This is a genomic window from Hyphomicrobium sp. DY-1 (assembly GCF_047497105.1).
Taxonomy (GTDB): Bacteria; Pseudomonadota; Alphaproteobacteria; order Rhizobiales; family Hyphomicrobiaceae; genus Hyphomicrobium_B.
Window position 1 is genome coordinate 492,545 of sequence record NZ_CP134870.1, and the last position, 25,205, is coordinate 517,749.

The 25,205-nt window shown below is 62.8% G+C and carries 32 protein-coding genes; 28 read left to right on the plus strand and 4 right to left on the minus strand.

Annotated features, from left to right (window positions below; genetic code table 11):
* Positions 1-7: 7 nt before the first annotated feature.
* The 12 genes from RLW41_RS02340 to RLW41_RS02395 all read left to right on the plus strand — a co-directional run bounded on the left by RLW41_RS02340 (position 8) and on the right by RLW41_RS02395 (position 11,101).
* Positions 8-457 carry a hypothetical protein gene (locus RLW41_RS02340; RefSeq protein ID WP_414463310.1) on the plus strand — a complete coding sequence of 150 codons (450 nt, stop codon included), beginning with the start codon at positions 8-10 and terminating at the stop codon, positions 455-457.
* Positions 454-699, plus strand: coding sequence for a hypothetical protein (locus tag RLW41_RS02345; RefSeq protein ID WP_414463311.1), 246 nt, complete (start codon positions 454-456; stop codon positions 697-699). Before RLW41_RS02340 ends, RLW41_RS02345 begins: the two co-directional genes overlap by 4 nt.
* Positions 700-797: 98 nt before the next feature.
* On the plus strand, positions 798-1,550 hold the full coding sequence (locus tag RLW41_RS02350) for a hypothetical protein (protein ID WP_414463312.1): 753 nt from the start codon (positions 798-800) through the stop codon (positions 1,548-1,550).
* A gap of 502 nt (positions 1,551-2,052) precedes the next feature.
* Positions 2,053-2,385 carry a hypothetical protein gene (locus RLW41_RS02355; protein WP_414463313.1) on the plus strand — a complete coding sequence of 111 codons (333 nt, stop codon included), beginning with the start codon at positions 2,053-2,055 and terminating at the stop codon, positions 2,383-2,385.
* Positions 2,386-2,734: 349 nt separating this feature from the next.
* The gene (locus RLW41_RS02360; protein WP_414463314.1) at positions 2,735-3,304 is read left to right on the plus strand and encodes a plasmid mobilization protein; all 570 of its coding nucleotides are present in this window, start codon (positions 2,735-2,737) and stop codon (positions 3,302-3,304) included.
* Positions 3,301-4,869: a relaxase/mobilization nuclease domain-containing protein gene (locus tag RLW41_RS02365; RefSeq protein WP_414463315.1), complete on the plus strand. Its 1,569-nt coding sequence runs from the start codon at positions 3,301-3,303 to the stop codon at positions 4,867-4,869. The genes RLW41_RS02360 and RLW41_RS02365 overlap by 4 nt, the downstream gene beginning before the upstream one ends.
* 45 nt (positions 4,870-4,914) lie before the next feature.
* Positions 4,915-5,892 (plus strand): hypothetical protein, encoded by a 978-nt coding sequence (locus tag RLW41_RS02370; RefSeq protein ID WP_414463316.1) that lies wholly within the window; start codon positions 4,915-4,917, stop codon positions 5,890-5,892.
* 82 nt (positions 5,893-5,974) lie between these two features.
* Complete coding sequence (locus RLW41_RS02375; RefSeq protein WP_414463317.1) at positions 5,975-6,805, plus strand: hypothetical protein; 831 nt, start codon at positions 5,975-5,977, stop codon at positions 6,803-6,805.
* 19 nt (positions 6,806-6,824) lie between these two features.
* On the plus strand, positions 6,825-7,682 hold the full coding sequence (locus RLW41_RS02380) for a vWA domain-containing protein (RefSeq protein WP_414463318.1): 858 nt from the start codon (positions 6,825-6,827) through the stop codon (positions 7,680-7,682).
* Entirely contained in the window at positions 7,679-8,545 is an 867-nt protein-coding gene (locus RLW41_RS02385) for a PP2C family serine/threonine-protein phosphatase (protein ID WP_414463319.1), read from the plus strand. Before RLW41_RS02380 ends, RLW41_RS02385 begins: the two co-directional genes overlap by 4 nt.
* The gene (locus tag RLW41_RS02390; RefSeq protein ID WP_414463320.1) at positions 8,478-10,532 is read left to right on the plus strand and encodes a type IV secretory system conjugative DNA transfer family protein; all 2,055 of its coding nucleotides are present in this window, start codon (positions 8,478-8,480) and stop codon (positions 10,530-10,532) included. Before RLW41_RS02385 ends, RLW41_RS02390 begins: the two co-directional genes overlap by 68 nt.
* A gap of 113 nt (positions 10,533-10,645) precedes the next feature.
* Complete coding sequence (locus tag RLW41_RS02395) at positions 10,646-11,101, plus strand: hypothetical protein (RefSeq protein WP_414463321.1); 456 nt, start codon at positions 10,646-10,648, stop codon at positions 11,099-11,101.
* Here RLW41_RS02395 and RLW41_RS02400 read toward each other — a convergent pair.
* Together RLW41_RS02400 and RLW41_RS02405 are read right to left on the minus strand one after the other, a co-directional pair.
* Positions 11,098-11,523: a hypothetical protein gene (locus RLW41_RS02400; RefSeq protein ID WP_414463322.1), complete on the minus strand. Its 426-nt coding sequence runs from the start codon at positions 11,521-11,523 to the stop codon at positions 11,098-11,100. The genes RLW41_RS02395 and RLW41_RS02400 overlap by 4 nt on opposite strands.
* Positions 11,524-11,528: 5 nt before the next feature.
* Complete coding sequence (locus RLW41_RS02405) at positions 11,529-11,969, minus strand: hypothetical protein (RefSeq protein WP_414463323.1); 441 nt, start codon at positions 11,967-11,969, stop codon at positions 11,529-11,531.
* A 160-nt stretch (positions 11,970-12,129) separates the two neighbouring features.
* On the opposite strand from RLW41_RS02405, the gene RLW41_RS02410 reads away from it, so the two are divergent.
* From RLW41_RS02410 to RLW41_RS02445, 8 genes are all read left to right on the plus strand, one after another.
* On the plus strand, positions 12,130-12,846 hold the full coding sequence (locus tag RLW41_RS02410; protein ID WP_414463324.1) for a hypothetical protein: 717 nt from the start codon (positions 12,130-12,132) through the stop codon (positions 12,844-12,846).
* A 295-nt stretch (positions 12,847-13,141) separates the two neighbouring features.
* The gene (locus RLW41_RS02415) at positions 13,142-13,741 is read left to right on the plus strand and encodes a hypothetical protein (protein ID WP_414463325.1); all 600 of its coding nucleotides are present in this window, start codon (positions 13,142-13,144) and stop codon (positions 13,739-13,741) included.
* 76 nt (positions 13,742-13,817) lie between these two features.
* Positions 13,818-13,985 (plus strand): hypothetical protein, encoded by a 168-nt coding sequence (locus tag RLW41_RS02420; protein WP_414463326.1) that lies wholly within the window; start codon positions 13,818-13,820, stop codon positions 13,983-13,985.
* Positions 13,982-14,185 carry a hypothetical protein gene (locus RLW41_RS02425; RefSeq protein ID WP_414463327.1) on the plus strand — a complete coding sequence of 68 codons (204 nt, stop codon included), beginning with the start codon at positions 13,982-13,984 and terminating at the stop codon, positions 14,183-14,185. The genes RLW41_RS02420 and RLW41_RS02425 overlap by 4 nt, the downstream gene beginning before the upstream one ends.
* On the plus strand, positions 14,182-14,697 hold the full coding sequence (locus RLW41_RS02430) for a hypothetical protein (protein WP_414463328.1): 516 nt from the start codon (positions 14,182-14,184) through the stop codon (positions 14,695-14,697). Before RLW41_RS02425 ends, RLW41_RS02430 begins: the two co-directional genes overlap by 4 nt.
* A gap of 59 nt (positions 14,698-14,756) precedes the next feature.
* Positions 14,757-15,956: an ImmA/IrrE family metallo-endopeptidase gene (locus RLW41_RS02435; RefSeq protein WP_414463329.1), complete on the plus strand. Its 1,200-nt coding sequence runs from the start codon at positions 14,757-14,759 to the stop codon at positions 15,954-15,956.
* 1 nt (position 15,957) lies between these two features.
* Positions 15,958-16,458: a DUF4411 family protein gene (locus tag RLW41_RS02440; protein WP_414463330.1), complete on the plus strand. Its 501-nt coding sequence runs from the start codon at positions 15,958-15,960 to the stop codon at positions 16,456-16,458.
* Positions 16,459-16,463: 5 nt separating this feature from the next.
* The gene (locus tag RLW41_RS02445) at positions 16,464-17,384 is read left to right on the plus strand and encodes a restriction endonuclease (RefSeq protein ID WP_414463331.1); all 921 of its coding nucleotides are present in this window, start codon (positions 16,464-16,466) and stop codon (positions 17,382-17,384) included.
* A gap of 26 nt (positions 17,385-17,410) precedes the next feature.
* Here RLW41_RS02445 and RLW41_RS02450 read toward each other — a convergent pair whose 3' ends face one another.
* Together RLW41_RS02450 and RLW41_RS02455 are read right to left on the minus strand one after the other, a co-directional pair.
* Entirely contained in the window at positions 17,411-18,166 is a 756-nt protein-coding gene (locus tag RLW41_RS02450) for a glycosyltransferase family 2 protein (protein WP_414463332.1), read from the minus strand.
* A 53-nt stretch (positions 18,167-18,219) separates the two neighbouring features.
* On the minus strand, positions 18,220-18,429 hold the full coding sequence (locus tag RLW41_RS02455; protein WP_414463333.1) for a hypothetical protein: 210 nt from the start codon (positions 18,427-18,429) through the stop codon (positions 18,220-18,222).
* Here RLW41_RS02455 and RLW41_RS02460 point away from each other — a divergent pair.
* The 8 genes from RLW41_RS02460 to RLW41_RS02495 all read left to right on the plus strand — a co-directional run bounded on the left by RLW41_RS02460 (position 18,428) and on the right by RLW41_RS02495 (position 25,193).
* On the plus strand, positions 18,428-18,679 hold the full coding sequence (locus RLW41_RS02460) for a hypothetical protein (protein WP_414463334.1): 252 nt from the start codon (positions 18,428-18,430) through the stop codon (positions 18,677-18,679). The genes RLW41_RS02455 and RLW41_RS02460 overlap by 2 nt on opposite strands.
* Complete coding sequence (locus RLW41_RS02465) at positions 18,676-18,933, plus strand: hypothetical protein (RefSeq protein WP_414463335.1); 258 nt, start codon at positions 18,676-18,678, stop codon at positions 18,931-18,933. Before RLW41_RS02460 ends, RLW41_RS02465 begins: the two co-directional genes overlap by 4 nt.
* A gap of 37 nt (positions 18,934-18,970) precedes the next feature.
* Entirely contained in the window at positions 18,971-19,603 is a 633-nt protein-coding gene (locus RLW41_RS02470) for a DUF6927 domain-containing protein (RefSeq protein WP_414463336.1), read from the plus strand.
* Positions 19,600-20,007, plus strand: a complete 408-nt coding sequence (locus tag RLW41_RS02475) for a DUF3085 domain-containing protein (protein WP_414463337.1) — start codon at positions 19,600-19,602, stop codon at positions 20,005-20,007. The genes RLW41_RS02470 and RLW41_RS02475 overlap by 4 nt, the downstream gene beginning before the upstream one ends.
* Before the next feature lie 44 nt (positions 20,008-20,051).
* Positions 20,052-20,279, plus strand: coding sequence for a hypothetical protein (locus RLW41_RS02480; protein ID WP_414463338.1), 228 nt, complete (start codon positions 20,052-20,054; stop codon positions 20,277-20,279).
* The gene (locus RLW41_RS02485; protein ID WP_414463339.1) at positions 20,276-20,536 is read left to right on the plus strand and encodes a hypothetical protein; all 261 of its coding nucleotides are present in this window, start codon (positions 20,276-20,278) and stop codon (positions 20,534-20,536) included. The genes RLW41_RS02480 and RLW41_RS02485 overlap by 4 nt, the downstream gene beginning before the upstream one ends.
* A gap of 16 nt (positions 20,537-20,552) precedes the next feature.
* Complete coding sequence (locus RLW41_RS02490; RefSeq protein WP_414463340.1) at positions 20,553-20,765, plus strand: hypothetical protein; 213 nt, start codon at positions 20,553-20,555, stop codon at positions 20,763-20,765.
* Positions 20,766-20,870: 105 nt separating this feature from the next.
* On the plus strand, positions 20,871-25,193 hold the full coding sequence (locus tag RLW41_RS02495; RefSeq protein WP_414463341.1) for a strawberry notch-like NTP hydrolase domain-containing protein: 4,323 nt from the start codon (positions 20,871-20,873) through the stop codon (positions 25,191-25,193).
* Positions 25,194-25,205: the final 12 nt, after the last annotated feature.

Below are 25,205 nucleotides of genomic sequence, written 5' to 3' on the forward strand. Positions count from 1 at the left end.
CCAGTCCATGAAAATCATGATGACGCTCACCCTGACCGAAACCGAAGCCCGGAAGCTTTGGGAGCGTTGCGCAGAGGAGGACGGCGAGCCCCCTATCGGCGCGGACCTCGCCTACTGGATGGAGGATTTCTGCCAGACCACCATCGAAAGCAATTTCCAATTCGACGCCGGCGTCTACCCGAGCATCCTGACGAACTCAGAGACCGATACGGTCCACCTCCTCCAGCAGCTGGAGATCTGTGACAACACCATCGGCACCGGCGATGACGACACGCCGGACATCCGCCAAGCCAAGGAACGCCACCAGGAGATCCTCGAGCAACTTGTTGCAAGCGACGACCCCGAGCGCGCCGACCAGGAGCTCAGGATTTTGCGCGCAGCCTATGCGCCGACTCTGCAGGCCCGTAAATTCCCCTTTCCCCACACCTCCTCCGCCGACGAAAGCGCCGGCCGATGACGAGCATGAACCGCTACCAAATGGTGGCCGCGATGACCTACGCCGGAGGAAAGCACGCTGGCCTCGCCGATAACCCGGACTGGCCGCTGGAGCTCCCCACGATCGGCGACACCCTGTTCGCCTTCATCATGATTGAACTTGCCGCCCAAGAAGGATGCACCTCAACGGCGCAAGCCATCACCCGCATGCGCGCCGCCCATCGCAACCTGGCGGCGATCCTCGATGCTTTAGCCGCGCTCTAGCCCCACCATCCACAGCAAACCTACCGGACTTCGTCATTCAACGGGCACGCTGCCATGCCTCTCGAACTAACCTTCCGGCAGTCGTCGGGGGGACGCACATGGCTATCATCAACGCATTCCGCAGAAGCCCGGACGCCGCGGCGGAACGGGAGCGCGCGCGTCAACAAGCAATTCAAGAGCAGCGCGACGCCGAAGCCCGGGCCAAGGACGAACAGCGCCAGAAAGAATACGACGCCTATACCAATCAACGGCCCAGGGACATCATGAAGGCGCTGGCGAGGCGCATTTCCACCGGCGACGCAGGGATGCCGTTCCTGATCTTGGATTCCCTTGTCGCATCCGCCGTCACCGGGGCGGAACGCCGCGAAGCACCCGACGTCGATGCGGCGCTGGAGGATGTGAAAAACTCACTCTGGTTCCAGTGCCGGCACCTCGGCGGAGACGCTGTGCTCTACACCACCTTCCGTTTCGAAAAAGGCGTTGTCGCATTCACCAACAAAGCCGCGGTGGCGGTCAACATCGCTTCGGCGATGTTCGCCAGCGCCAGCCGGGGGAATTTTCACCTCGGCCAGCACAGTGAGCAGGAACGGCAGACCGCCATCACGGTGACGGGCATGGGGACAGCGGTCAAACTCTTCCCTTCCGGCTCAGCCATGACCCCGGAGATGTACCACAAGATCAATCCGCACTGGCTGGACCTTCGCTTGCCCGACGAGCTTTCGCACCTTAACCCGCCACCGACACCACCCAACCAAAACGGCGACCCCGAGCCTCCCATCACCAACATCAGGCCAACCACAGTCGCCGCGAGCAACACCCCACCCGCGAACCCGATGGATAAGAACCTCTAACCTCGCCATCGGCCAAAATTGTCATTTTCGTCTTCGGCTCCAACCTCGCCGGTCGGCACGGAAAGGGGCGGCCCTTCATGCCCGCCACCACCACGGCGCCGCCTACGGTGTCGGTAACGGCCGCACCGGCAATGCCTATGCCATTCCCACCAAAGACGCGTCCCTCAAGACGCTCCCCCTACCGGCCATTGCCGCACACGTCGCGGAATTCATCCGCTACGCCGAATCCCATTCCGAGCTTTCCTTCGAGGTGACCGCCATCGGCACCGGCCTCCCGGGGTACCACCACGATGACATCGCACCCATGTTCGCCAACGCGCCGGAGAACTGCGCATTGTGCAGCGCCTGGCGGGAGCTGCTCGAGGATTCAGAACCGCACATGTGAGCTGGCAGCAAAGCCACAGGGGGGTGCCAACGAGCGTACAGGATGTATGCCGCCTGATTAAACTGGCAGCATGCTGTCTTGGTGTCATGGCGGCTTGGTGTCTTTGATGTCGGCACCATGCTTTTCACTGAGGAAACAGACCGCCGCGGTAACGTGCGCATCTATGCGACGCAGCAGGCGTCGGTGGTGACGTACTTTGAAGACGACGGCGACGGTGGCACCATGCTGCACGCCGAGCCCGGCGAGTTCCTCAGCCCCTATGTGGCAACACCCGAGCTCTTCAACCACGTCCGTGCCGCCGTACTCACCGAGGCCGCGAAACGTCTCTCATGCCCAATCGACAAAGTGCTTGCGCGTTCGATGTCCGAACTGGCGTTGGTGTGTGATCCCGTGCTGTCGGAACGCCCGACCTGGACCGGCCGTCGCCACAAGCGCACGCCCGCACGATAATCACCCCGCTACCCCGCGCTTCCCCTATATTCCCCGCTCGAACTCAAGTAAAACGCGTCCAGATTCGTCTGGCGGGGTAATTTTCGTCCAGCTCACCGCCAAAAAAACCTTCGGGGGTCCGGGGGCAGATAGCCCCCGGGGGGTCTCTGATCTTGGCACCATGGTTGCGATAACTTTGCGCAACTTGAATACGCGCCGTATGTACGGCCTGAATACATCACTGTAGTCTGCTCCGAAGTGGAGCAAGCAATGCGTTTGGGCCCAAAGTGGGCCCCAAACGCGAAACGCATTCGGCCTCACGGCCTCAAGCGTTTTGCTTGCTCCTCAAACGCCGGAGGGCTCCAGTTTTATGCCTGCCAAGGGGCACGCGAAGAAAGGTGCGCTACGTCACCCGAAGAAGACCCGCTTCACCGATGGGGAGGCGGCGCGCTTGGCCGTGAAGGCAAAGGAGCGTGGCCTGACCGAAGCCGCGTTCCTGCGCCAGAGCGTGCTCGCGGTGATCGGCGCCGATGCGCCGCTTCCTCCATCGGCAGGCGCCGGCGAGAAACCCGTCGACCGCGTCCGCCGTGGCAGCCAGGCCAAAGCCTACTTTTCAGATGAAGAGGAATTGCGCATCGCCGAATACGCCCGCGCCGCCGGCCTCACCACCTCGGCGTTCCTCAGAGCGGCGACACTGGCTGCGATCGGCGCCCCCTCCACCGTAAAACCCAAGTCCAAGCGCAAAGGCGACGACGATGTGATCGCCGCGCTTCACCGGGTGGACTGGCAGCTCAGGAAGATCGGCATCAACATCAACCAGCTTGCCCACCAGGCCAACCTTCAGTTGCTGCCGCTCACCACGCGGGAATGCGACTACCTCAAGAACATCATCCAGCTGACGATGAGCGCAACCATCTCGGCGATGGAACGGATTTCATGATCGGCAAGGTTGCCGCCGGGGGGAAAGGTTTTCGCGGCCTTTACCGCTACCTCATGCAGGGGAAAAAAGAACAGCCCAACCCCGACCGCGTCGCCTGGACCGAAACAAGAAATCTCCTGAACCCCGACCCCAACTATGCGCCGAAGCAGATGCGCGCGGTCGCGGCCCAATCCCTGCGCTGCGAGAAGCCCGCCTACCACCTGGTCCTCTCCTGGCGTCACGACGAGAACCCCTCCGACGAGCTCATGCGCCTTTGCGGGGACACAACGCTTGCCGACCTCGAGCTCACCGAGCACCAGGTCGTCATGATCGCCCACAACGACACCGCGCACCGCCACCTCCACCTGATGATCAACCGCGTCCACCCCGGCACCGGCAAGGCCTGGCACACGGGCAAAGACTACGCGCGCATTGAAAAGAGCGTCGCGAAGCAAGCCAAGACGTTCGACCTCATTTACGTGCCCGGCCGCCACAACGCACCCGAACAGATGAAGGACCGCCCGATCCGCGTCAAGAATGGCGAGTTCCAAATGCACGGCCGCAAGGGCGGCCCCATCCCCAAGGACCGCTGGACTGTGGATGAAATCAAATCCCGCCGCCTGCAACTGCAACCCATCTTCGCCGGTGCCCGCTCCTGGGACCAGCTCACCTCGCTTCTCTCCAAAGAACAACTCACCATCGCGAAGAAAGGTCAGGGCATCATCATCGCCGACGCGTCCGGCTACATGAAGCTCTCCGACCTCGGGAAGGAGATTCGCCTCAAGGGCCTTGAAGCCATCTTCCACGAAAGCTTCGATTCCTTCGCCGAGCGACGTGCCCTCCATGAGGAACTCGAAGCCCAGCGCACAACCGCGCGCGAGGCCCGCCGCACGACCGACCTTGCCACGGCAACGGCGCCTACCACCACCGCCACCGATGACGAGGACATCACCGACGCCACCGTCCACGAAACCCTTGTTGATAAGCCCGCGTCACCCACAGCGAAGAAGACCCGACTTCGTCATTCAACGGGCGGCGACAAACCCGGCGCGGCCTATGAAGAGGACGATACGGCATCACCGACGCGAGACCTTGATGACGATGAAAAGCAGCGCTTGCGCGAGGAAGCCCGCCAGCGCCGAGACGAAGAGCGCGAGCAACAGCGCGCAGAGCGCCGCGCCCAATCGGCCGCAGCGGCATCTTCAGACGACGAGGCCAATGCGGCCGAGCCCGACTTTCACCGCATCCCCGCAACCGTTTCGGAACCGGCAATGGCGCAGGAACCCCAGGACGAACAACAGATCGCCAGAAGCGCAGCCTTCGAGAAACTGGCGGCCGCCCGTGAAGCCTTGGATTTCGCCTACTCCCTCGGGTCCCTCGCTGACCGAGACCAGCTCGACCGTGCCAAGGACGAGGTGGCCCAAGCCGAGGAAGACCTCGCGCGGCACCAAACCCTGGTCGAATGGAACAACAAAGCCATCACTGAAAAGCTTGCGGCACTCAATGCCTCCGGCAAACCCAAGGCACCCGCCCTACCACCCGAGCCCGACGACGAGCTGGAGGACGAAGAAGAAATGGGCCGCTAGGGCAGGGGACCCTTGCCCCGCCGGGCTGACCCCCGGAGCCTGGTCATGAGCGTCACCGCCGGCGCCACGGTATGGGGCGCGCGCCTCCATGAAACGGAAGACGACGACTGGTTTGAATACAAGGTGGTGGCACCCGTCGGTAACGCGGGTGGAGCCGGCGCCGTCTTCACCCTTTCGCCAGACACCGAACCCCCGCTGGTCGGAAAATTCTACAACCCCGAGGTCCGCGCCGGCATGGCAAGCGACCGCGAGGCCGCCCTCCGTATCATCATGCCTGCGCTGCACCGCGATGGCCTCAATCAAACCCTCGACTTCGCATCCTGGCCCCGCCGCATCCTGTTCGATCTCAAGGAACCTCCCGCCGCCGACCTCCATAAGCACGTCATCGGTTTCACCATGGAGATGCTGGTCGGCACCAAGTCTCTGAACACCCTGCTTGGGAAGGACATCGACCGAAAGAACCTCACGCGCGAGCGCACCATCCACATCGCCATCACGCTCGCCGACCAGCTTGCGAAAATGCACCGCCACCCGTGGGGCTTCATCTTCGGCGACATGAGCCCGATGAACATCCACATCACCAAGGATTTCTCCAAGGTGCTGTTCATCGACACGGACAGTTTCCAATTCGACAACGGCGCCTTCGACTGCAAGCTGTCCGGCTTGACGCCGGATTATTCCTCGCCGGGCGGCCGCGCCGCCGTCACTGCCAACCGACAGATGACCGCCACCCACGATGATTTCGTCCTCGCCATCCTGATCTACCAGCTCCTGATGCGGGACCTCGGGTTCGAATGCCATCCTTTCACCCTCGACGGCGAAGACCCCGATGACGTCATCGACCGCCGCCATTTCCCGATGGACGCGGGCGACACCAACAACTTCATGAAGGACGCCTACGCCCAACTCCCGGACGACATCCGCGAGGCATTCACCCACTCCTTCACCAAAGACACCCCCGTGACAGCGCTCCAATGGATCCCGCTCCTCACCAACTACCGGAGGTCTCTTTGGCGAAGCTAACGTCGCCCCGCTCGTCTCATCGTCGACGCGGTGCCTCAAAACCGTCATTCCCGGAGCAACACCTCCACGACCCAGCCCCAGCATGGTCGCGACGACCACATCACCAGAGCTTTCCCGGCTCCCCAACATCATCCGTCACCGACGATCCCGTACACCAGATCTCATCACCCGCGTGTCCGCGCGGCTGCCAACCATCGACATCCGCTATGGGTACGCCGCTTCCGTTGCCATCCTCATCGCCATCTTCTCCGCTCAGGTCGCACGTCCGCTGCCGCCACCACCACCCGCGTCGGCGTCTGACCGCCCCACGCCATGGCAAACTGCAAGCGTTGCCGACCTTCACCCCGTCACGGTCACGGTGCCGAACTTCGCGCCGGCCATCACCACACCCCACGTCATTCCTCCAGAGGAGGACCGGGCGCTCATGACCGCCATCCGCGCTTTTCATTCTGGAACCGAGAAGCTCCGGCATGACGCCGACTACCTCGACAGCCTTGCGGGCCTCGTGGGTGTTGCCCATTTCACCGACGCCACGGCCGCCAAAGGTGCACTCACCACCGCCAAGGCCCAGGCCCAAAAGATGCGCCCCTATGCCGGGCGGTTCCCGCTGCCCGCCACCACCCCGGATTCCTTGCTGACGCTGCTCTCGCCCGTGGATGTCGTATTCCTGTCGGAAAGCCTCAAAGCCATGCTGGTTGAGGATTCCAACGTCCACACCCTTTCAAGCACGCTCTCGAAAGAGGGCGCCGTCGTCACCGGTGGAACCCAGGCCTATTGGCAGATGGGCAATACGCCGGGGCGCTGCCTCACCTACGACCTCACCTTCAACCGCGCCGCCTACGCCGCAACCATCAGCGGCGACGCCTGCCGAACACCGCACGGCTGGGTGATGAAGACCAATCCCAAACACTGACAAGCCGGAGACCAACACCATGAGCAAGATCGTCGATATTCTCGCCAAAGGCTCGGGCCTTCCCGGCGCGGGCAACGTCAAGCCCAACAAGATGGGCGTCAAACGCTTCCCCTTCATCTTCCTGATCGATGTGTCGGGGTCCACCGGCCTGCCGCCCGATCCCGACATCGACCACATCAACCAGGCGATGGCCACGCTCCTCGACATGCTCAAGAAGCCGACACCTTCCTCGGAACTGGCCCAGCACGTCGACCAGATCGACGTCACCATCCTCGCCTATTCCGACAACGTCACGCAGTACCTCGACTGGTCAACCGTCGAAAACCTCCCGGCCAGCATCCCCCCGATGCAACCCTTGAACGGAACCGCCACCGGCAAGGCACTCGAGGCCGCCCTTGAAAAGGTCGCCGAGCGGCTGCGCTACTACCGCGACCCCTCCCGCAAAATCCCCTTCGGCATGCCCCATATCCTGCATCTCACCGACGGCGCCATGAACGACACCAAACCCGGCGAACCGCGCTGGAACGAGATCAAGGACCGGCTGACCCAAATCGATGGCCGCGCCAACCCGGAAAAGAAGTACGCGACCCTCCTCAACTTCATCTCGCCCAAAGGTCTCATCGCCGACTGGGTGGAAATCGAAGGCCAGAAGATGTCGGGCAAGGAACTCCTCCAGCAACTCTCCGGCGAGAAATCCGTCTATGAGATGGGCAGCGAGATCCATACCTTCCAGGAACTGGTCAAGCTCATCACCGTCGTCATCACCAAGATCACCAAGAACCTGTCGGCGAAGCAGGCCCTCGACCAGGCCCGCACCGAGACTGGGACGGACAAGCGCACCAAAGTGAAGATCGGGGAGGCGGCCGCCCGCGCATGAGCCTCCTCGAACTGCCGCCGCGCTACGATCTCGCCCCGATGCAGCGCGTGGAAACGGCATGGCGGCCGCCGTGGATCCTGATCCGCGCGGCCCAACAGGGCGTCCGCCATTTCAACGCCGGCGAACCCATCGAGGATTCCCATACGATCGGTGGCGCCGGCACGGTCTCCTGGCTGGTCCTCGCCGACGGCGTCAGTTCCGCACGCTTTTCCCATGACGGCAGCCGTCTTGCCTGTCACGCCATCGAGCACTACCTCGGCCATCAAATCACCAAAGGCGCGCCACCCTCAAAAAAGCTTCTGCTGGAAGCCATCGGGTACGCCCACGGGGAGCTCAATTCCCTAGCCAAGCGCCAACAGCAACCCGTCTACGAATACGCCTGCACGCTCGCCGCGGCGCTGATCAACGGCGACCACATCATCGCCGCCTCCATCGGAGATTCCAGCATCGCCACCAGCTCGACCCACAAAGGGAACGATGGCAAGGACGTCCGTTACCTCACGGGCTTCGTCACACCCAAGCAATCAGGTGCTTCCGACGAGACATGGTCGCTGATCGAACCCAAATGGCTCGACGTCCTCGCCACCAACGAGACAAGAAACCCCGCTGTGGATGGCATCTACCTCGCCACCGACGGCGGCCAGAACTTCTTCACCGATGAAGTTGGCCCGGACACCTACGAATTCGACCCGGCCTACCCGAACGCCCTTCGCGATGCCCTTGGCGCCTGGGGTCCACTCCTCATCGGCAACGTGATGACCTTCTTCATGGAAAAAGAACCGGCAGAAAACAAAGATGACCGTTCCATCCTCATCGCCTACCGGCCACCTCAGAACCTCGCGCCGCCCGCTCAGGAACCTTGAGGAGTATACCACCACCAACTTCCCAACTGCCGTCGAGGACATGCTTACGGACCCGGCGGCGGTCTTCACCTTGCCAATCCAAGACCTCGTCGCGGTCTTTGGGCTTGACCGCCTCGACCAATTCATCCGGACCCATTACGAGGGCGACAAACCGCCAGCCTTTGAATTTGCCGGCATCCTCATCAACGTCTTTACCGGCCCTGTCCTCACGACCGTTGCCCAATCCGCCAAGCACGGTCACTCCAAGCGCAAGTACCGCAACAAAGTCCGAGGCGCCTTCAACGACATCCTCAATTTCGAGATCAGCCGCCCGGCGATCAGCCTTTCCGACAAGGAACGGCAATTGATGCGCGGCGTCGCGCAACTCGTCGCCCATAACCAATACACGCCCCAACAGTGGGCAGCGTTCCTGGCCCTCGTCGTTTACAACAACGGCGATACGGTCCCACAACCCACCACCACCTTCCGTGACCCCACGCGCGTCGTGGAATTTCAAAAACTCCTCACAGACTTTCTTAATACCCAGCGCCCCGACCAGCACGCCGTCTTCGCCGCCGCCGCGCAAGCCATCGCCTGGGCCGCAAAGAACCAAGCCTTCGCCGCCAACTCCCCGCTCCACAACATTCTCTCACCAGGTGCGCGCTGGATGACCGCACAAGACATCCGCTCCAGCTCCTTCTACACGGACACCAAAACGCCAACGTCGGTCATCGTCGGCTACGAACCCGTCACCGATTCCCCGGTCTACTATTCCGATGCCGAAAGTCTCATCACCATCGGAGGACCCGGATCCGGCAAAAGCCAGGCGCAAGTCATTCCAAACCTGCTCCGCCACGAGGGCAGCGCCATCATCCTCGACGTCAAAGGCGAACTCTGGAACCTCACCGCCGGCTACCGCGCCAAGCACTACGGACCGGTCTACCGCTTCGCGCCGACCGACCCTCACGGCGCCACCCATCGCTACAACCCCTTCGATTTCATCCCGAAGGAACCCAACGACGCCGCCAACGAATGCACCATCTTCTCGCTGCAGGTGATCGAAGATAACCCCAATCTCTCCGACCCCTACTGGACCAACCGCGGCCGCGACATGATGTGGGCCTACGCCATGGTGATCGCGCTGAACGGAAGCGGCCCCGTCCGCACCGTGCAGGGATTGGCGGAACTGCTGGCGACGCCTCCCAGCAAGGCGCCCGGCTCCGACATCCTGAGACTTGCCGACATCATGGAGGAGCTTGCGCAGAAGACCGGCGTCAACGAAATGGCCCTCACCGCCAACGCTATCCGCAAGGGCGTGGAATCCAAGGACCGCTTCGAATCCGTTCTCGACAACGCGCGGCGCTTCATCAACATCTTCAACCGTGGTCCGCGCATGACCGCAGCCATGGCCACCAGCGACTGGCGGCCGGAATACTTCCGCACCCGGCCCGGAACCTCACTCTACATCTGCCTGTCGCCCGCCGAGCTCAAAGCCTATGCGCCGGTCATCCGCGCCATGCTGGTGCAGCACTCCCGCACGATGCAGAAGATGCAGATCAAGCCCGGCGAAAAGCCCATCACGTTTTTCCTGGATGAAATGCCCCAGCTTGGAAATTTCACGTCCATCCTGGAATTGCAGGACGTCGGACGAAGCGCCGGATTGAGACTTTGGATGTTCGCCCAATCGCTCGGCCAGCTCTCCGATGCCTTCGGCCACAACCGCTACGAGGGCGTCGTCGATGCCTGCCGCGTCCGCTGCTTCATGCAACCCGACAACCAGGCCGCGAAGATGATCGAACCCAACCTCGGCCGCGCCAAGGACCTTCTGAGCGGCGCCGACTCACCGCTTGCTCCCGCCGCCGAACTGATGGGCCGGCCCTTCAAGGACAAGATTATCGTCACCTCGCGCGGCGAGCTTCCCATGTCGCTTGATAAAAAATACGCTTGGCAAACCGATAAGGCGATGTTCCTGCCGCCGCCCACCGTCAAGCCGCTCTCCGCACCGTAAGCGGGAGGGGAACTCTTCCCTCCTCACCGTCTTCTCATTTTATCCGTAGCTTAGGTCAGGTTGCATCAACCTTGGGGTCGGCGCATCATTCCACCCCAAGGAAAGACCTGCATGTGTCCATCGTTGATCAGCTCTCCGGCACGTTGCCCCCCAGGGGCAACCCGCTCGAGAGCAGCAACGACGAACCGGTCCTTCACGGAACCGTCGACGTCCACACCGACCCTTGGCAGAAACAGATCAAGGCCCTTGCCCGCGACGGTGCCATCACCCCGAGGAGCAGCGTCCTCATGGCCCGCAGCCTGCATCACATCCTTGCGCACGCCACGTTCACCAACCGCGATGAGCACGAGGTCGATGTCGAGAGCCTTTATGCCCTCGCCGACAGTTTTCCAGGCACCGTCCACGACTTTGCCCGCCACGCAACCCGTTGGGCGTTGGCCAATTCCGTCCTCGTCTCGCCTGAGCGGGCCGACAACATGGCCAGCCGCATACCGGGCATGAAGCTCCGTGCAACTCCGCTGACCGAACGTGAAGTCGCCGTCTACCTTGAAGGCTGGAGCGCGCGCTAACGCCCCATCGCGTGTTCTTCTTCCTCTTCGTCTTCCTCGCGTGCCTCTTCGGCATAGACCTTCGCAACCGCTGCGACGACGGTCCTCAACGCCTCGGTGACCTTCTGGATCTCAGGCACGGGCGGCTTCTCGTCGACCTTCTCGACCTCCGCCACTGCCTGCTGCGCGGGCCCTTGATACGCTTCAACCATCCGTTCAAGCTGCTGCCACGCACCAAACGCCGGCTTCGGAATATCAATTTTCCTGCCGAGGTTCGTGAGCACCTTCTCCAGTTCCGCTTCCGCGCGCGCGGTGTCGTAGGGCTCTTCGACCCGGCCCATCATGCGTTCCTGACAAAGCAGCGCCATCTCGAGATCGGGACTGAGGGCAAGCGTTTCGCCACGCGCCTTGGCCACCTCTTTCAGTTTCGACGCCCACGCCATGCTTCTCACCTCATCCCCACCGTGGGAAACACCACATTGGCACCGATCTGCCGCCGGGGAATCCCCGCCTCTTGCACCACTGCCGTGAATTCACCGACGAACAGCGGGTAGGACAATGGCGCCATGCGCCCGCGACCACACCAGCGAAGATAGGCATCCCAAATGGCCGTGATGCTCACCCCGCTTTCCTGATCCTCGACAAGACACTCGCTCGCGAAGGTGGCAAGCCGCCAGCCCACGCCCTGCGCAGGTGCCGCCCCAGCTTGAGGTCGCGACTCAGAATTGAGCGCCACCGCAGCGTCCGCCGGTTTTTTCGACTTATCCTTTGACACCGACCAGGACCAACCCATTGCCATCTTCTCCCCCGGATCGCGCCGAAGTGTCGACACCAGAAGCCGGGTGGTCAATCCGGCGGCACAGCCCTTCCACACCTGCGACTTCATCATTTGACGAAGTCATGGCGGATTTCCTTGAAGGTCCCACGTCGTTTGTATGCGCGCGGCATGCGCCGTGTATGCTTTTTCGCCCAATCGCTGTGCATACGAGTTGTGTACCCTCCCCGCTTTAGGGAACTCTTGCGGCGTCCAACCAAAGAAAGACGACGCCATGGACCAACCCGTACGCCTTGAAGGCAACTTCACCGCCAACCCGCGCCGCTATGCGGCCGAAGGCAAGCCCCACTACTTCGCCAAGCTCGCCGTGCCGGGCACCGACATGACCTTCCGCGCCGGACTCTACTCGAACGAATACGACTATGTGAGCAAGGCTGACGGTAGCGTCCAAAAGCTCAAGGTGCTGGGCGGGAACGCCGACCTCATCTCGCCGAAGATGACCCGCCAAGAACAGGCCGACGCCATCGCCGCGCAAGCCGATGCTTCCAAGACCGTGTTCTACGGCAAGAACAACAAGCCCCTTCGCCCGGGCCAGGTCGTCGTTTTCGAAAAGGCCGACGAGCACAAGAAGCCCAAGGAAGGCAAGGAGAAGTTCAACGCCAAGGGCCAGCCCACCAAGCCCTCGGATTACTACGGGTACTGGAACCACAACGGCCAACTCGTGGAAATCGGCGGCTGGAACCACCAGGACCGCGAAGGCTACTTCTTCATCGGCGGGAAGACCCAGTTCCCGCTCGAACGCGAAGCGGCGCCGGGGACCGAAGTTTCCGACGGCCCGGACTTCAGCATGAGCGCGGATGACCTCGCCCAAATGGAAAAAGAACTGGCTGACATGGACGTCCGTGGCGAAGGCCGCACCGGAGACGACACCGATCTCACGCCCTTTGGCCAAGAACCCAAAGCCGGCAAGAGTCGTCGCGGCGGGCGGTAAGCCTTAGCCGGTTCATGGACGGCCCCACGGGGCCGTCCGTTCGTATCCGGCTACCCCCATATGCGCCGGACGGCAGCTACGCGATTCGCTGAACCGAACAACGTCGACCGCCCGTAAGACCTCACACGAAAACGTGATGGTCACGCTTCTCCCCCGCTTTCCCCCGCTACCCCGCGCTACCCCGATCGTCAAAAAACATCGATTGCATAAGGCTTTTTTGATGTTCTCTATCTTGGGCGCCGACGAACTTCGGTCGGTGTTCAACGGCGGTTCGCCGCCCCCATGAGGACCATCAATGGCCAATACCTCCGACTCTCCGCTCCGCTTCCGCGTCTTCCTCAACAAGTCAAAAGAACCCGGCGACAAACGCCCCTTGCTCACCGGCAAGCTGCTCCCACCCGGAACAACGGTTGAGCGCAACGTGTCGCTCTGGCCGCACTACACCGGCAAGGAAAACGGCAACCTCCCCGGCGTTCTCACCGGCCGGTTGGGAACCGGCCTCAGCGCCGACGACCAGATGGCGCTCTACGCCAACGCCGCGCCCCAGCAGGACTACACCATCGAGATGGCGATGAAGGACAACCGCGAACCCATGAAGATCAAGCCCAACGACGTGGTGCTGTTCCTGAACCCCAATCGCGAGAAGAACCCGAAGCAGCCGAACTACTTCGGTTATGCCAACCCGGGCAACGGCGAACCCTTGCTCTCGATCGGTTCATGGATGGGCACCGACAAACAGAACGACCTGATGATGACCGGCGATGTCCAAAAGTGGGAACCGCGCATGGAGAAGGACATGGAGGCACAAGCTCCCGCAACGGAACGCCCGGAACGCACCGGTCACGCCCGCGTCCCCGACGACGACCACGAAGAGGAAGAGGAACGCGCCATGTAAGCCACCCGGCTCACGCAACGACCAGGGAGCCGGACCACCGGCTCCCTTTTTTCTTCCCAACCCTTCGGAGCTTTCCATGAACGAGAAACACTTCCGCGCCCGCCAAGAGAAGCTGTTCCAGATGGCCAAGAAGCGCGCCATCCAGCGGGTCCAGAAACTCCGCACCGGCCGCATCAAGAAACTCTACTCGGTGAAGCGCCGCCAGCTCGACGCGATGGTGCGGGAACAGGAGCAAGGCCGATGAAGACGATCGACAGCGCGCTCGCCGCCGTGGAACGGGAATACCTCCGGGGCGACATCACAAAGATCGAATACAAGTCCGCCATCGGAAGCATCTTCAGAGAACGAGACCAGCGCCCCAGCGACGTCACCACCTGCCGCATCTGCGACGAACAAGGCAGGCCGCTGTTCGAAGACGAGGACGAACAGGAGATGGGCCGATGACCTACCGCAGGGCGGTCATTTACGGCCTCGATGGCCGAGGCCGCGTCACAGTCAGCTATGCCCCGGACTGGAATGGCAAGCCCTGTATCGGGCAATTCCCGCTGGATGTTCGCGTCGCCATCCACAAAGAACCCCTGCTGCTCGACATCGGCGATGCTAAAAAACTGGTTGCCGCCCGCGACCATGGCAAGGACATGGTGGTCGCCGTCCTCGATGACCTCCATTGCGCCCGCGCCGTCAGAAAGCTCCTCGCCGGTCCTTATGCCGAAAACGAGAAGAGCGCCGCCGTCGCTGCGTTCCCCGATTACAACGGGGATACCGGGAAGAAGGAGCGGGGCCCGGCCGAAGTTAACCCCGGCGTCGCCTACGCCGAGAGCGCGACGTTCGCACCTTACGAAGACGAGATCGAGACTCACCCCGTGTGCCACGGCTGCGGTCAGGTCTGGTGCCGGTGTGAATTGCCGCTCGACGCCGATTTCCCACCGGAAGAGGAAGACGAACACTCGATGTAAGCCCCGCCGTGGCGCTACTGCCGCATCGGGCGCCCTTTCCCGCCGGCGACGGGATTCCCTTGCGCAACGGCCTCCAGTATGATTCCGCCATGGTCCACGCGCTTGTCACCGGCGAAGTCTTAAAATGGGCCCGGCAGCGGGCCGGGCTCACGGTCGACATCGTCGCCGACAAACTCAAAGTCACGCCCGAGGATGTGCTCGAATGGGAAGAGGACAGAGGACTCCCGTCGTTTGCCAAGGCCCGCGACCTCGCAAAATTGTTGCGCGTCCCCTTCGGCTACTTCTTCCTTGAAAAACCGCCGCACGAAACTGTGGCGATCGCCGACCTCCGCCGCTTGGGTGACGACACCGCCCAGGCCCTCGGCGCCGACTTCATGGCCGTCTACCAGGACGCCAAAAACAAGCAGGCCTGGTACCGCGACCACCTCATCGCCAGCGGCGCCGACGAGCTTGATTTTGTCGGCAGTGCTTCCATACGAGATTCCGCTATTACCGTAGCGCAGACCATTCGTGAAACGCTTGGTGTCGATGCCGAATGGCGACGTGGCTGCCCCAACTGGGAAGCCATGTTCCGCGGCCTCGTCGACAAGACCGAAACCGCCGGCATTCTTGTCCTCAGGAACAGCCTCGTCGGCAACAACACCCACCGCAAACTGTCCGTCAACGAATTCCGCGGCTTTGCGCTGAGCGACGGCTACGCACCCCTCATCTTCGTCAACACCGGCGACAGCGCCGCAGCACAGATCTTCTCGCTCTGCCACGAGCTGGTGCACATCTGGATCAACGAAAGCGCCATTTCCAATTTCGGCATCTCGACGTCCACCGAGGGCTACGACCCCATCGAGGTCTTCTGCAACAAGGTCGCCGCCGAGTTCCTCGTCAGCCAGGCGGAATTTCGCGAGCGCTGGAACGAAACCCTGACCCTCCAGGAAAACGCCGACGCCTTGGCGCGCGAGTTCAAGGTGAGCACCATCGTCATCGCGCGACGCGCCCTTGATCTAGGCCGCATCGACCGCGGCGCCTATACCGCCTTCGTCCGCGCCGCAACCGATGCCTTTGAAGCGCGCCAAGAAGCAACCCACGAAAAAGGCAGCGGAGGACCGGATTTCTACGTCATGGCCAAGCTGCGCAACAGCCCGACCTTCGCCCGCGCCGTTCTGCGCGAAGCCTTCGAGGGACGGTTGCTCCTAAGGGACGCCGGGGCCCTTCTTTCCGTCAAACCGTCGAAGCTCCGCGACCTCCAAAGAGAAGTGGGGTGACATGGCCTACTGCCTCGACGCGAACACCTTCATCCAAGCCAAAAACCTGCACTACGCTTTCGATTTCTGTCCCGCATACTGGGACTGGATCGACCGCGAGGCCGCGTCCGGCAACCTTCTCTGCGTCCGCGCCATCTACGACGAACTGGCCGACGGCAAGGATGACTTGGCCGTCTGGATCAAGGGCCGCAACGGCCCCCCTTGGCTGATGAAAATCGACGCGGAACCGGTTCAACGCGCCTACCAAACCGTCGTTCGCCATGTGGAAGGCCAGCGTGGCCGTCTGTTCGATGAAGCCATCGCCACCTTCATGGCAAAAGCCGACCCCTGGCTCATCGCCTTTGCGCTCGCCCACGGCCACACCGTCGTCACCTACGAAACCAGCAACCGCGATGCCCGCCGCGTCGTAAAAATCCCCGACATCTGTGCCGACCTCGGTGTCCCTTGCATCGGGCCCTATCAGCTCCTCCGCGACCTCAAGGCGAAGTTCATCCTGAAGTAATCGCAATGACCGACAAGAAGCCTCCCGCCCGCTCCCGCTACGACGAACTGTTCGACAAATATCATCGGCTTGCCACCAGCAAAGCCGGAACCCGCTATGAAATGCTCGCCGCCCTCGTGCTCAAGGCCCTCAACGACAAGCATGCGGTCATCCACGATCTCAACCTCCGCGGCGAATCCGAGGTCAAACACCAAATTGATGTCACCGTGGAAGTGTCCGGCCAAGCACGACGGCGCATCATCATCGAATGCAAGGACTTCGACCTCTCAGGTGCAAAGGTCGACCTCGGCATCATCCGCAATTTCTGGGCCGTCTTCGCCGACACCCGCGCCGATGAAGCCGTCGTCATCACGTGCAATGACTACACCAAGGAGGCCCGGCAATTCGCAAAGTCCAAGGGCATCACGCTCGCCATCCTGCGCATTTTCGAAAAACGCGACAGAGAAGGGCGCATTGAAACCATCCTCCTCAACATCACCGTCCAGCGCCCCGCCGACGCGAACGCCACACTCGTCGTCGACGAAGACCACTTAGCCGGCTTCCAAGCTCAACTGGCCGACATCGGCATCACCAACGGTGTCAAAGACACCGACGACGTCCATTTCACCCGCGACGGCGAGCGCGTTCAATTCAACGCGTTCTTGACCACGCATATGAACGACGCCATCCGCGACAGTAACCCCCAAGCCATTTCCATCGACGTTCCGGCGGATGGCTGGCAACTCCAGGTCTCGGACAATACGCCGTTGCCATTCCAAGGCATCAGAGTGACCTTCGGCATCGACGAGCAGACGCTGACCAGGAAGATCGTCTCCGACCGCGTCGCCGAGCTCATCCTTTCCGGCATGGGCGACAAGGACCTCATCGTCTTCGGAGACCACATCGCGCGCTACGCCATCGACCCCACCACAGGAGACGTCTCCTAAGCCACGGCTCCTGTCCGTGCGCTGCCTCACGCGACCGTCGCTGCCGCCGGCGGCGTGAAGCCCGGAAACAACTGCACCCCGACATCGCGCGGCAATATCTGCTGCGGGTAAACGATCGACGAATTGCTGTTGTGGATGACGTGGACCATCAAGAAGCCGTGGTCCTGCATACCCGCGCAGGCAAAGGCCTTCCCCGCTGCTTCCGCGAAGGGTTGGTCCTCGCCGAACTTCACATCAGGGAAGGGCTGCCTGTCCCACACCTTCTTCGCGTAGACGTAGGAGCAGCCGTATCCAAATTGGTCCTGATCGTTGCGGTGCTTGGGCCCCGCATGAAGATCGGCAAGTCGCGGATCCATGATGTAGTGCACCGGGAAGGCCACTTCGAGGTCCCAATACCCGAAATAGCCGCTACGCTGGTGATAGAGGAAGAACCCAAACAGCTTCACGAAGTCGGTGTTGCTATTCGCCATGAACGTCAGCATGCCCTCGATGTAACCGGGAGCATAATAATCATCGTCGTCGAAGTGGATGATGGTGTCGCCCTTGGCTTTGGACACCAGTTCGTTGCGCTTGGCCCCCACCCACATTTGATTTTTCGAATGCTGGTAGTGCACGCGGTCGTCTTCCTCCGCCAGCTCCTTCATGAATTGGGATTCCTGCACGCTGTCGCCGTGCACCAGCCATTCGACGTCTTGAATGGTCTGGCTGCGCACACAGTCCCAGATCGCGGGCAGATGCTGTTCACGGTTGAGGGTCGGGGTGATGATGCTGATTTTCGGCATGCCAAGTTCCTAGGTGCGAAATGGTGCGCCCCCGCGCTGCGCGCGGTCCCGCTCTAGCCGCCTGCCGCGCTTTTTGCAAAGCGCGGGGCGGCCGGAGCCGCTTTAGCGTCTCCGCCCATCCGGGTGACGATCGGTGGCGCGGCGCCTGTGGCGCGGGCCGCGACCGCCAAAAGCGTTCCGGCGGTTTCACCGAGAGGAAAGAGGAGGGAGGCCGGGTGACCGGCCGGAGGCACAGGAGAGGTCCTGACCGAAGGCCGGGTCATGCGAAAGGAACCTTCCATGCCCGACACGCCCACGCCACCCCTCATCCTCTTCTTCATCGCCGATAACCCCAGCGTCGACGCCAACCGCGACCTGTTCACCTGGGCCCACTCCGCCGACCAGGCCGTCGATGATTGGCGGAAGAACTACGAAACCCACGACCGCCCCGACGGGGTGTGCGCTATTCCGACCACGACCCCGCGACGCGGTGTCGTTCCATGGGACATCATTCGCACGGAGGCGCTGTCATGAGCGCCTTCATGAACAAGTGGCAAGCGGCCGTGTGCGCCACGTACGGCGGCGGCGATTACCGCCACCTGCGACGAAGCCCACGCTGGAAAGACGCCCTCGATGACGTCGGCGACGGCCTCTTCCGCTTCCTGATGATCGAGCTGTCCAGCGGCGAAGACTGCACCGACGCCGCAACAGCCCTCCGGCGCCTCGCGTCCGCCCAGGCCGACATCGACACGGCGATCGCCGCAGTGACCGCCCTCAACCGCCACTGACCCCAACCACCAACCCGCAACTAAGGAGAAACCCGCCATGGGTTCGACCTCGTTCGCCCACATGGGCCGCGACACCATCAACCTGCTGATCAAAGAGCTGGCCGACGAGAACAGCTTCGCCAAATGGGAATGGCTCGACCATTCCCAGCACGGCAACACAGTTTACGTGCTCATCAGGAAAACCCTGAAGATCGCCGACGCGGAGGACCGCTGCCCCTACGTCACAGAGCCAGACGGCAGCCACCGCTACATCCTGGTGGTGCTGACCAGCCGCTCCGGCGGCGAATTCACCTACAAGGACCTCGGCGAGACCGCAGGCCCGGTCGAAAAGGATTGCCCCGAACGGCTGCTCAGGGCGGCCTCGCCCTTCAAGGAGGGACAAGGCGCCTTCGGCCCCGAATGGCGCGAGGCCTGCCGCGCCAGGCACAAGGCGACCCGCAGCGCCAGCGCGGCGAAGCCCAAGCCCGGCGACACCTTCCGCACCCAGCGTCCCGTCACCTTCCGCGACGGCACCAGCCACAGCGAGTTCACCTGCGTGCTCGTGCGGGGAAGGGGGCGCAAGCGCACCGCCTACGCCGCCAAGGGCTCCGGGCTTTTCTACTCGTTCCGGCCGGAAACCTTCGGCTTCGAAATCATCTCCCCGCGCGCCAACGGGGAGGACAAGCGATGAAGCTGCATTTTCCCTGGGACGGCATCGAGAAGCTGCTCACAGAGGTCATCACCGCCACCACCGCGCGCAAGCTTTACGGCGACGTCACCGGCAAGGGGTTGTGGCTCGCCGGCGATGAGGGCGTCTACCTGATGGCCAACACCACCGATGGCGAGGTGAACAGCAAGCGCCGCGAGGGCGACAAGCCGTTCGTGATCTACGCCCTCGAGTGCGATCCCACGAAGATGCCGTTCGAGGAATGGTGGGCCAACAAGCGCGCCTCCTTCGGCGGCGATGACGGCGTGGACTTCTTTCCCCTCGAAGACTTCATCAGGTTCCGCCGCGAAGAGCCCACGCACCTGGTCATGGAGTTCACGCCTGAGCAGATCGTCCTCACGACCGTCCAGCGCAAGGCGTCGCGCTGACGGTGAAGCTTTCCGACGCCGCAACCTGAAAGGAACTCACGACCATGACCACCACACCAGCAACCCTGTTCGACAAGCCTGAGGCATTCATGGACCTCTTCAACCGCATGGAAGCGGTCCTCCGCCGCCTTGACAATGACTTTCCGGAACTCCACGGCGATGAAGACCTTTCTGGTGCCGACGCCGTCGACCGCATCACCGAGATCCGCATCCAGGCGAAGCACGTACTGGCGTCCCTGCCAACCGTCGATGGGCCGGGAACGGTTTCATGATGGGCACAATGAAACTACAGCCAATTGCCGTCACTGAAATGGAGCGACTGCGTGGATCCCACGCGTGGTCCCCCACCGCGCATGTGACGGACCGCACTCGCAACGGCACCTCGGCCCGCTACACCTTCGACGACGGCTCCATTCTGAACGTCTACCTCAATGGTGACGCCGCATGGTTCCACCGCGACCCCTCCGGCGACACCGACGGCTGGCAACGCTGGCCCAACTGGCACCACTGCAACCGCCATGGCCGATGAGAAAGGACCCTCCACCATGCCGGCCCTCCCCGATCACACCCGCATCTACGTCTCCACCATGGGCAAGGCGGTGCGCGTCACCGCCATCTTCGCCAACGACAACGCCGCGAATGCCCACCTGGCATTGAACCCCGATGAGGGGGTCATTTCTGAAATCGGCGACGTCATCTTCATCGCCAACGTCAACGACCTCGGCGTTGATCTTCCCCACGTCCCCAGCGCGCGGTGACGCCACCCCACCGAGAGAGAAAGGGAAGGGGCCCTCGGCCGAGCCGGAAGGGGTCTCGAGAGGCGAGGCTCCACCCGGCCCTCAACCAGCCGAGGAGCTTCTCCCATGACCCCAGCCCTGCCCGCCGCCACCGGCATCCTTCCTTCCCCGAGCCTTCCCGCCGTTTCTTCAGTCTCCGACGCCCCCGCCCTCATCGCGGCGGGCAAAACCCTCCTCAAATCGCTCGTAGGCGGCCAGGCGCTGGACGCCCGCATTCTCCGCTCCGCCATGGAAGCCGCCTTCGGGGCGACAGACGCTTCCGGGGCGTGGGTGTGGAAGGACGCCTACGAGGCCGTTGAAATCGCCCAGGTCCTGTTCCTGCGCCACTACCTGCCCGCGATGGCCAAGGGTGCAAAAACACCGGCCCCCCTGCTTTCCATGCTGGAAAAACTCGGCGCGCTCATCCCGACGCACACCCGGCGCAGCGAGGAGAGCCAGGAGCTTCAACAATTCTCGACGCCGCTCGAACTCGCCTGGCTGGTGGCCTTCGCCAGTGCCGTCACCGCCAATGACGTCGTCCTCGAACCCTCGGCCGGAACAGGCCAGCTCGCTGTCTTCGCCGAAGCCCAGGGTGCGAAGCTCATCCTCAATGAGCTTGGAAACGACCGCGGCGACATCCTCGAGGGCCTGTTCCCCGACGCGCATCTTTCCCGCTTCAACGCCGACCATATCGACGACCGCTTGCCGCGCGCCCTCTCCCCGTCGGTCGTGTTGATGAACCCGCCCTTCTCCTCATCCCCCAACGTCACCGGCCCCCATGCCGGCGTCGACTTCCGCCACATGCGCTCCGCCCTCGCGCGCCTGGCGCCCGGCGGCCGCTTGGTTGCGATCACCAGCCTTGGCCTCAATCCCTTCGCGCCCGACCACGCGGCCATGCTCACCCGCGTTACCGAATTGGGGGCGCGCGTCAGCTTCACCTTCGCCCTCCATGCCGGCGGCTTCAAACGACATGGGACGAATATGGCGACCCGCCTCACCGTCATCGACAAGGTCGCAGAGCCCCACCTGTACAGCTACCAGCACATGCGGTTCCAGGGTGGTGGCCCCCGCGAGCTGCTTGCCATGCTGCTCGAACATCTCCCCCCGCGCGCCACGGTCAGCCCATCCTTCACCCCTGGCGTTCAGCCACGCCCAGCACCCTCTCCGGCCGCGTCCACATCGTCCCCGGCCGGCTGTAGCCCGGTCGTCTTCGCGCCGCCCTCCGGCATCGAACTCGCCTATGACATCCTCGACGCCCCCCAGGCCCGGAGCATCAGCGACGCGTTGTATGAACCGTATAGCCCCGAGCGCATAACCATCGCCGGCGCCCGCTCCCACCCGACCAAGCTCGTGCAATCCGCCGCTATGGCGTCCGTGGCACCGCCGAAACCCAAATACCGCCCGCACATCATCCCGGCGATGCTGGAGGCAGGGCTCCTCTCCGACGCGCAGCTCGAAACCGTCATCTACGCCGGGCAAGCCCATTCCGGCTTCCTCGCCGGCCACTGGCAATTGAACCCCGAGACCTTCACGCTCAAGGCCGCCTGGGACAACGAACCCGGCGCCATCCAATACCGAAGGGGCTTCTTCCTCGGCGATGGCACCGGCGCGGGGAAGGGCCGTCAGGTCGCCGGCATCGTCCTCGACAACTTCCTCAAGGGACGGCGACGTGCCCTGTGGATCTCAAAATCCGATGAGCTCCTGGAAGACGCGCAACGAGACTGGTCGGCGCTCCATCAGGAAAAGCTGCAGGTCGTTCCGCAATCCCGCTACAAACCCTCGAAAGCCATCACGCTCCGCGAGGGGATCCTCTTCACCACCTACGCCACGCTGCGCTCGGAAACCGACGACCACCACGCCAGGGTCGATCAACTCGTGAACTGGCTTGGGAAAGACTTCGACGGCGTCATTGTCTTCGACGAGGCCCACGCCATGGGCAACGCCGCCCCCTCGCGCAGCGAGCGCGGCGCCCAGAAAGGCTCCCAACAGGGCATCAAGGGCCTCCAGCTGCAACGCATGCTGCCCCAGGCCCGCATCGTGTACGTCTCCGCCACCGGCGCCACCGTCATCGAGAACCTCGCCTATGCCGAGCGGCTCGGACTATGGGGTTCCAACGACCTTCCGTTCGAAACACGGGAGAAATTCGTCACCGCCATGCACGAAGGCGGCATCGCATCGGCCGAGGTGCTGGCGCGCGACCTCAAGGCGCTTGGACTCTACGTTTCCCGCTCTCTTTCCTACGAGGGTGTCGAAGTCGAGATGCTCGAGCACACGCTCACCCCGGCACAGGTCAAGATCTACGACAGTTACGCCGGCGCCTACCAGATGATCCATTCGAACCTCACCGCGGCGCTCGAAGCCCTGAACATCAACGACGAGCAGGGCAAAGCCCGCGACGCCCGCGCCAAATCGGCCATCATGTCCGCGTTCGAATCCGCCAAGCAAAGGTTCTTCCTGCACCTCATCACCGGAATGAAAGTCCCGACCCTCATTGCGTCCATCGAGGACGACCTCGCGCGCGGCGACGCCGTGGTGGTGCAGCTGGTTTCCACGTCCGAAGCATTGATGGACCGCCGCCTTTCCGAGATTCCTCCCGGCGAATGGAACGACCTCTCGGTTGACGTCACGCCGCGCGAATACGTTCTCGACTACCTCAAGCACTCATTCCCCACGCAGCTCCAGGAGGTCTACACCGATGACGAGGGCAACGAATGCTGCCGCCCCGTCTACGACAATGACGGCAACCCGGTCCAATGCCGCGAGGCCGTGCACCGGCGTGACACCATGATCGAGCATCTTGCCGCGCTGCCCCCGGTGCAGGCCGCGCTCGACCAACTCATCCACCACTTCGGCACGGACATGGTGGCCGAAGTCACCGGAAGGTCACGGCGCATCGTCAAGCGGCCCACGCCGCGCGGCGACGTGCTTGCCGTCCAGTCCCGCCCGGCCACCGCCAATATCGGCGAGACCCAGGCCTTCATGGATGACATGAAACGCATCCTGATCTTCTCCGACGCCGGCGGAACCGGCCGCAGTTACCACGCCGACCTCGGCGCCAAGAACCAAAGGAAGCGCATCCACTATCTTCTGGAAGGTGGCTGGAAAGCAGACGCCGCCGTGCAGGGCCTCGGACGCACCAACCGCACCAACCAAAAGTCACCACCCCGCTTCCGTCCGGTGACCACGAACGTGCGCGGTGAGAAACGCTTCCTCTCGACCATCGCCCGGCGGCTCGATTCCCTCGGCGCCATCACGCGCGGGGAACGCAAGACCGGCGGGCACGGACTTTTCAAGGCGAGCGACAGCCTTGAGAACAGCTATGCCCGCGAGGCGCTACGCACGTTCTACGCCCTCATCGTCGAGGGCAAGATCACCTGCTGTTCCTTCAAGCGCTTCATCGAGGCCACTGGCCTCACCCTCACGACCCGCGAAGGGCAACTCCTCGATGACCTGCCCCCCATCTCCCGCTTCCTCAATCGGGTGCTGGCCTTGGAGATCGGGCTTCAGAACGCGCTGTTCGAAACCTTCGAGAACCTGATTGCCGCCAATGTCGAAAGCGCGATGGCTGCAGGAAGCTACGAGGTCGGCCTCGAAACCATCACCGCCGAGCGCCTCACCATCATCGGCCGCAACAGCATCGCCACCTCGGCCAGCGCCAGCGCCGCGACCGAGATCCTCGAGATCGCCCGCAAGGACAGGAACCGCCCCCGCACCCTCGAACTCGCCGAGGAGCTGCTCCAGGCGTCAACCTCCCGCCGTCTCGCCAACACCCGTTCGGGACGCGCCGCCGTCGAAATCCCGTGGTCAAGTCTCACGAGAAAAGATGGCACGGTCCAACATCGCGTCATGCTCCTCCGACCGACCGAAGACCAAGCGATCGGCCGCGATGAAATTGACGAGACCGCTTGGGAACCTTGCGACCACAAGACCTTTTCGCAACTGTGGACAGCGGAAGCCGCCGCCGTGCCGGAATTCAAGGAGAGCCGCTTCCACATCATCACCGGTTTGCTGCTGCCGATCTGGAAGCGCATGCCCTTCGACAACCCGCGCGTCTACCGCTTCACCGCCGAAACCGGGGAGCGCATCATCGGCCGCCTGGTTCCACCGGAGTGCTTGAGCGCCTTCGCCACCCCAACGTCGCGGCCTCTCAACCAGGGCGAAATCTGGCAGAAGGTCATGGACGGCGGCATCGTCATGCTCGAATCCAAACAACGCCTCCTGAAAGTCACGGTGATGCGCGAATCCCGTGTCGAACTTCAGAACTTCGACGCCGACGCGCTGCCTCTCCTCAAGGCCATGGGCCTTTTCACCGAGATGATCGCCTGGAAGACCCGCCTCTTCGTTCCCATCGGCGCCGAATCCCAGGACGTGCTGGCGCGACTGCTCGGCAAATACCCGGTCGCCAACTGAAGGGAGGAACTG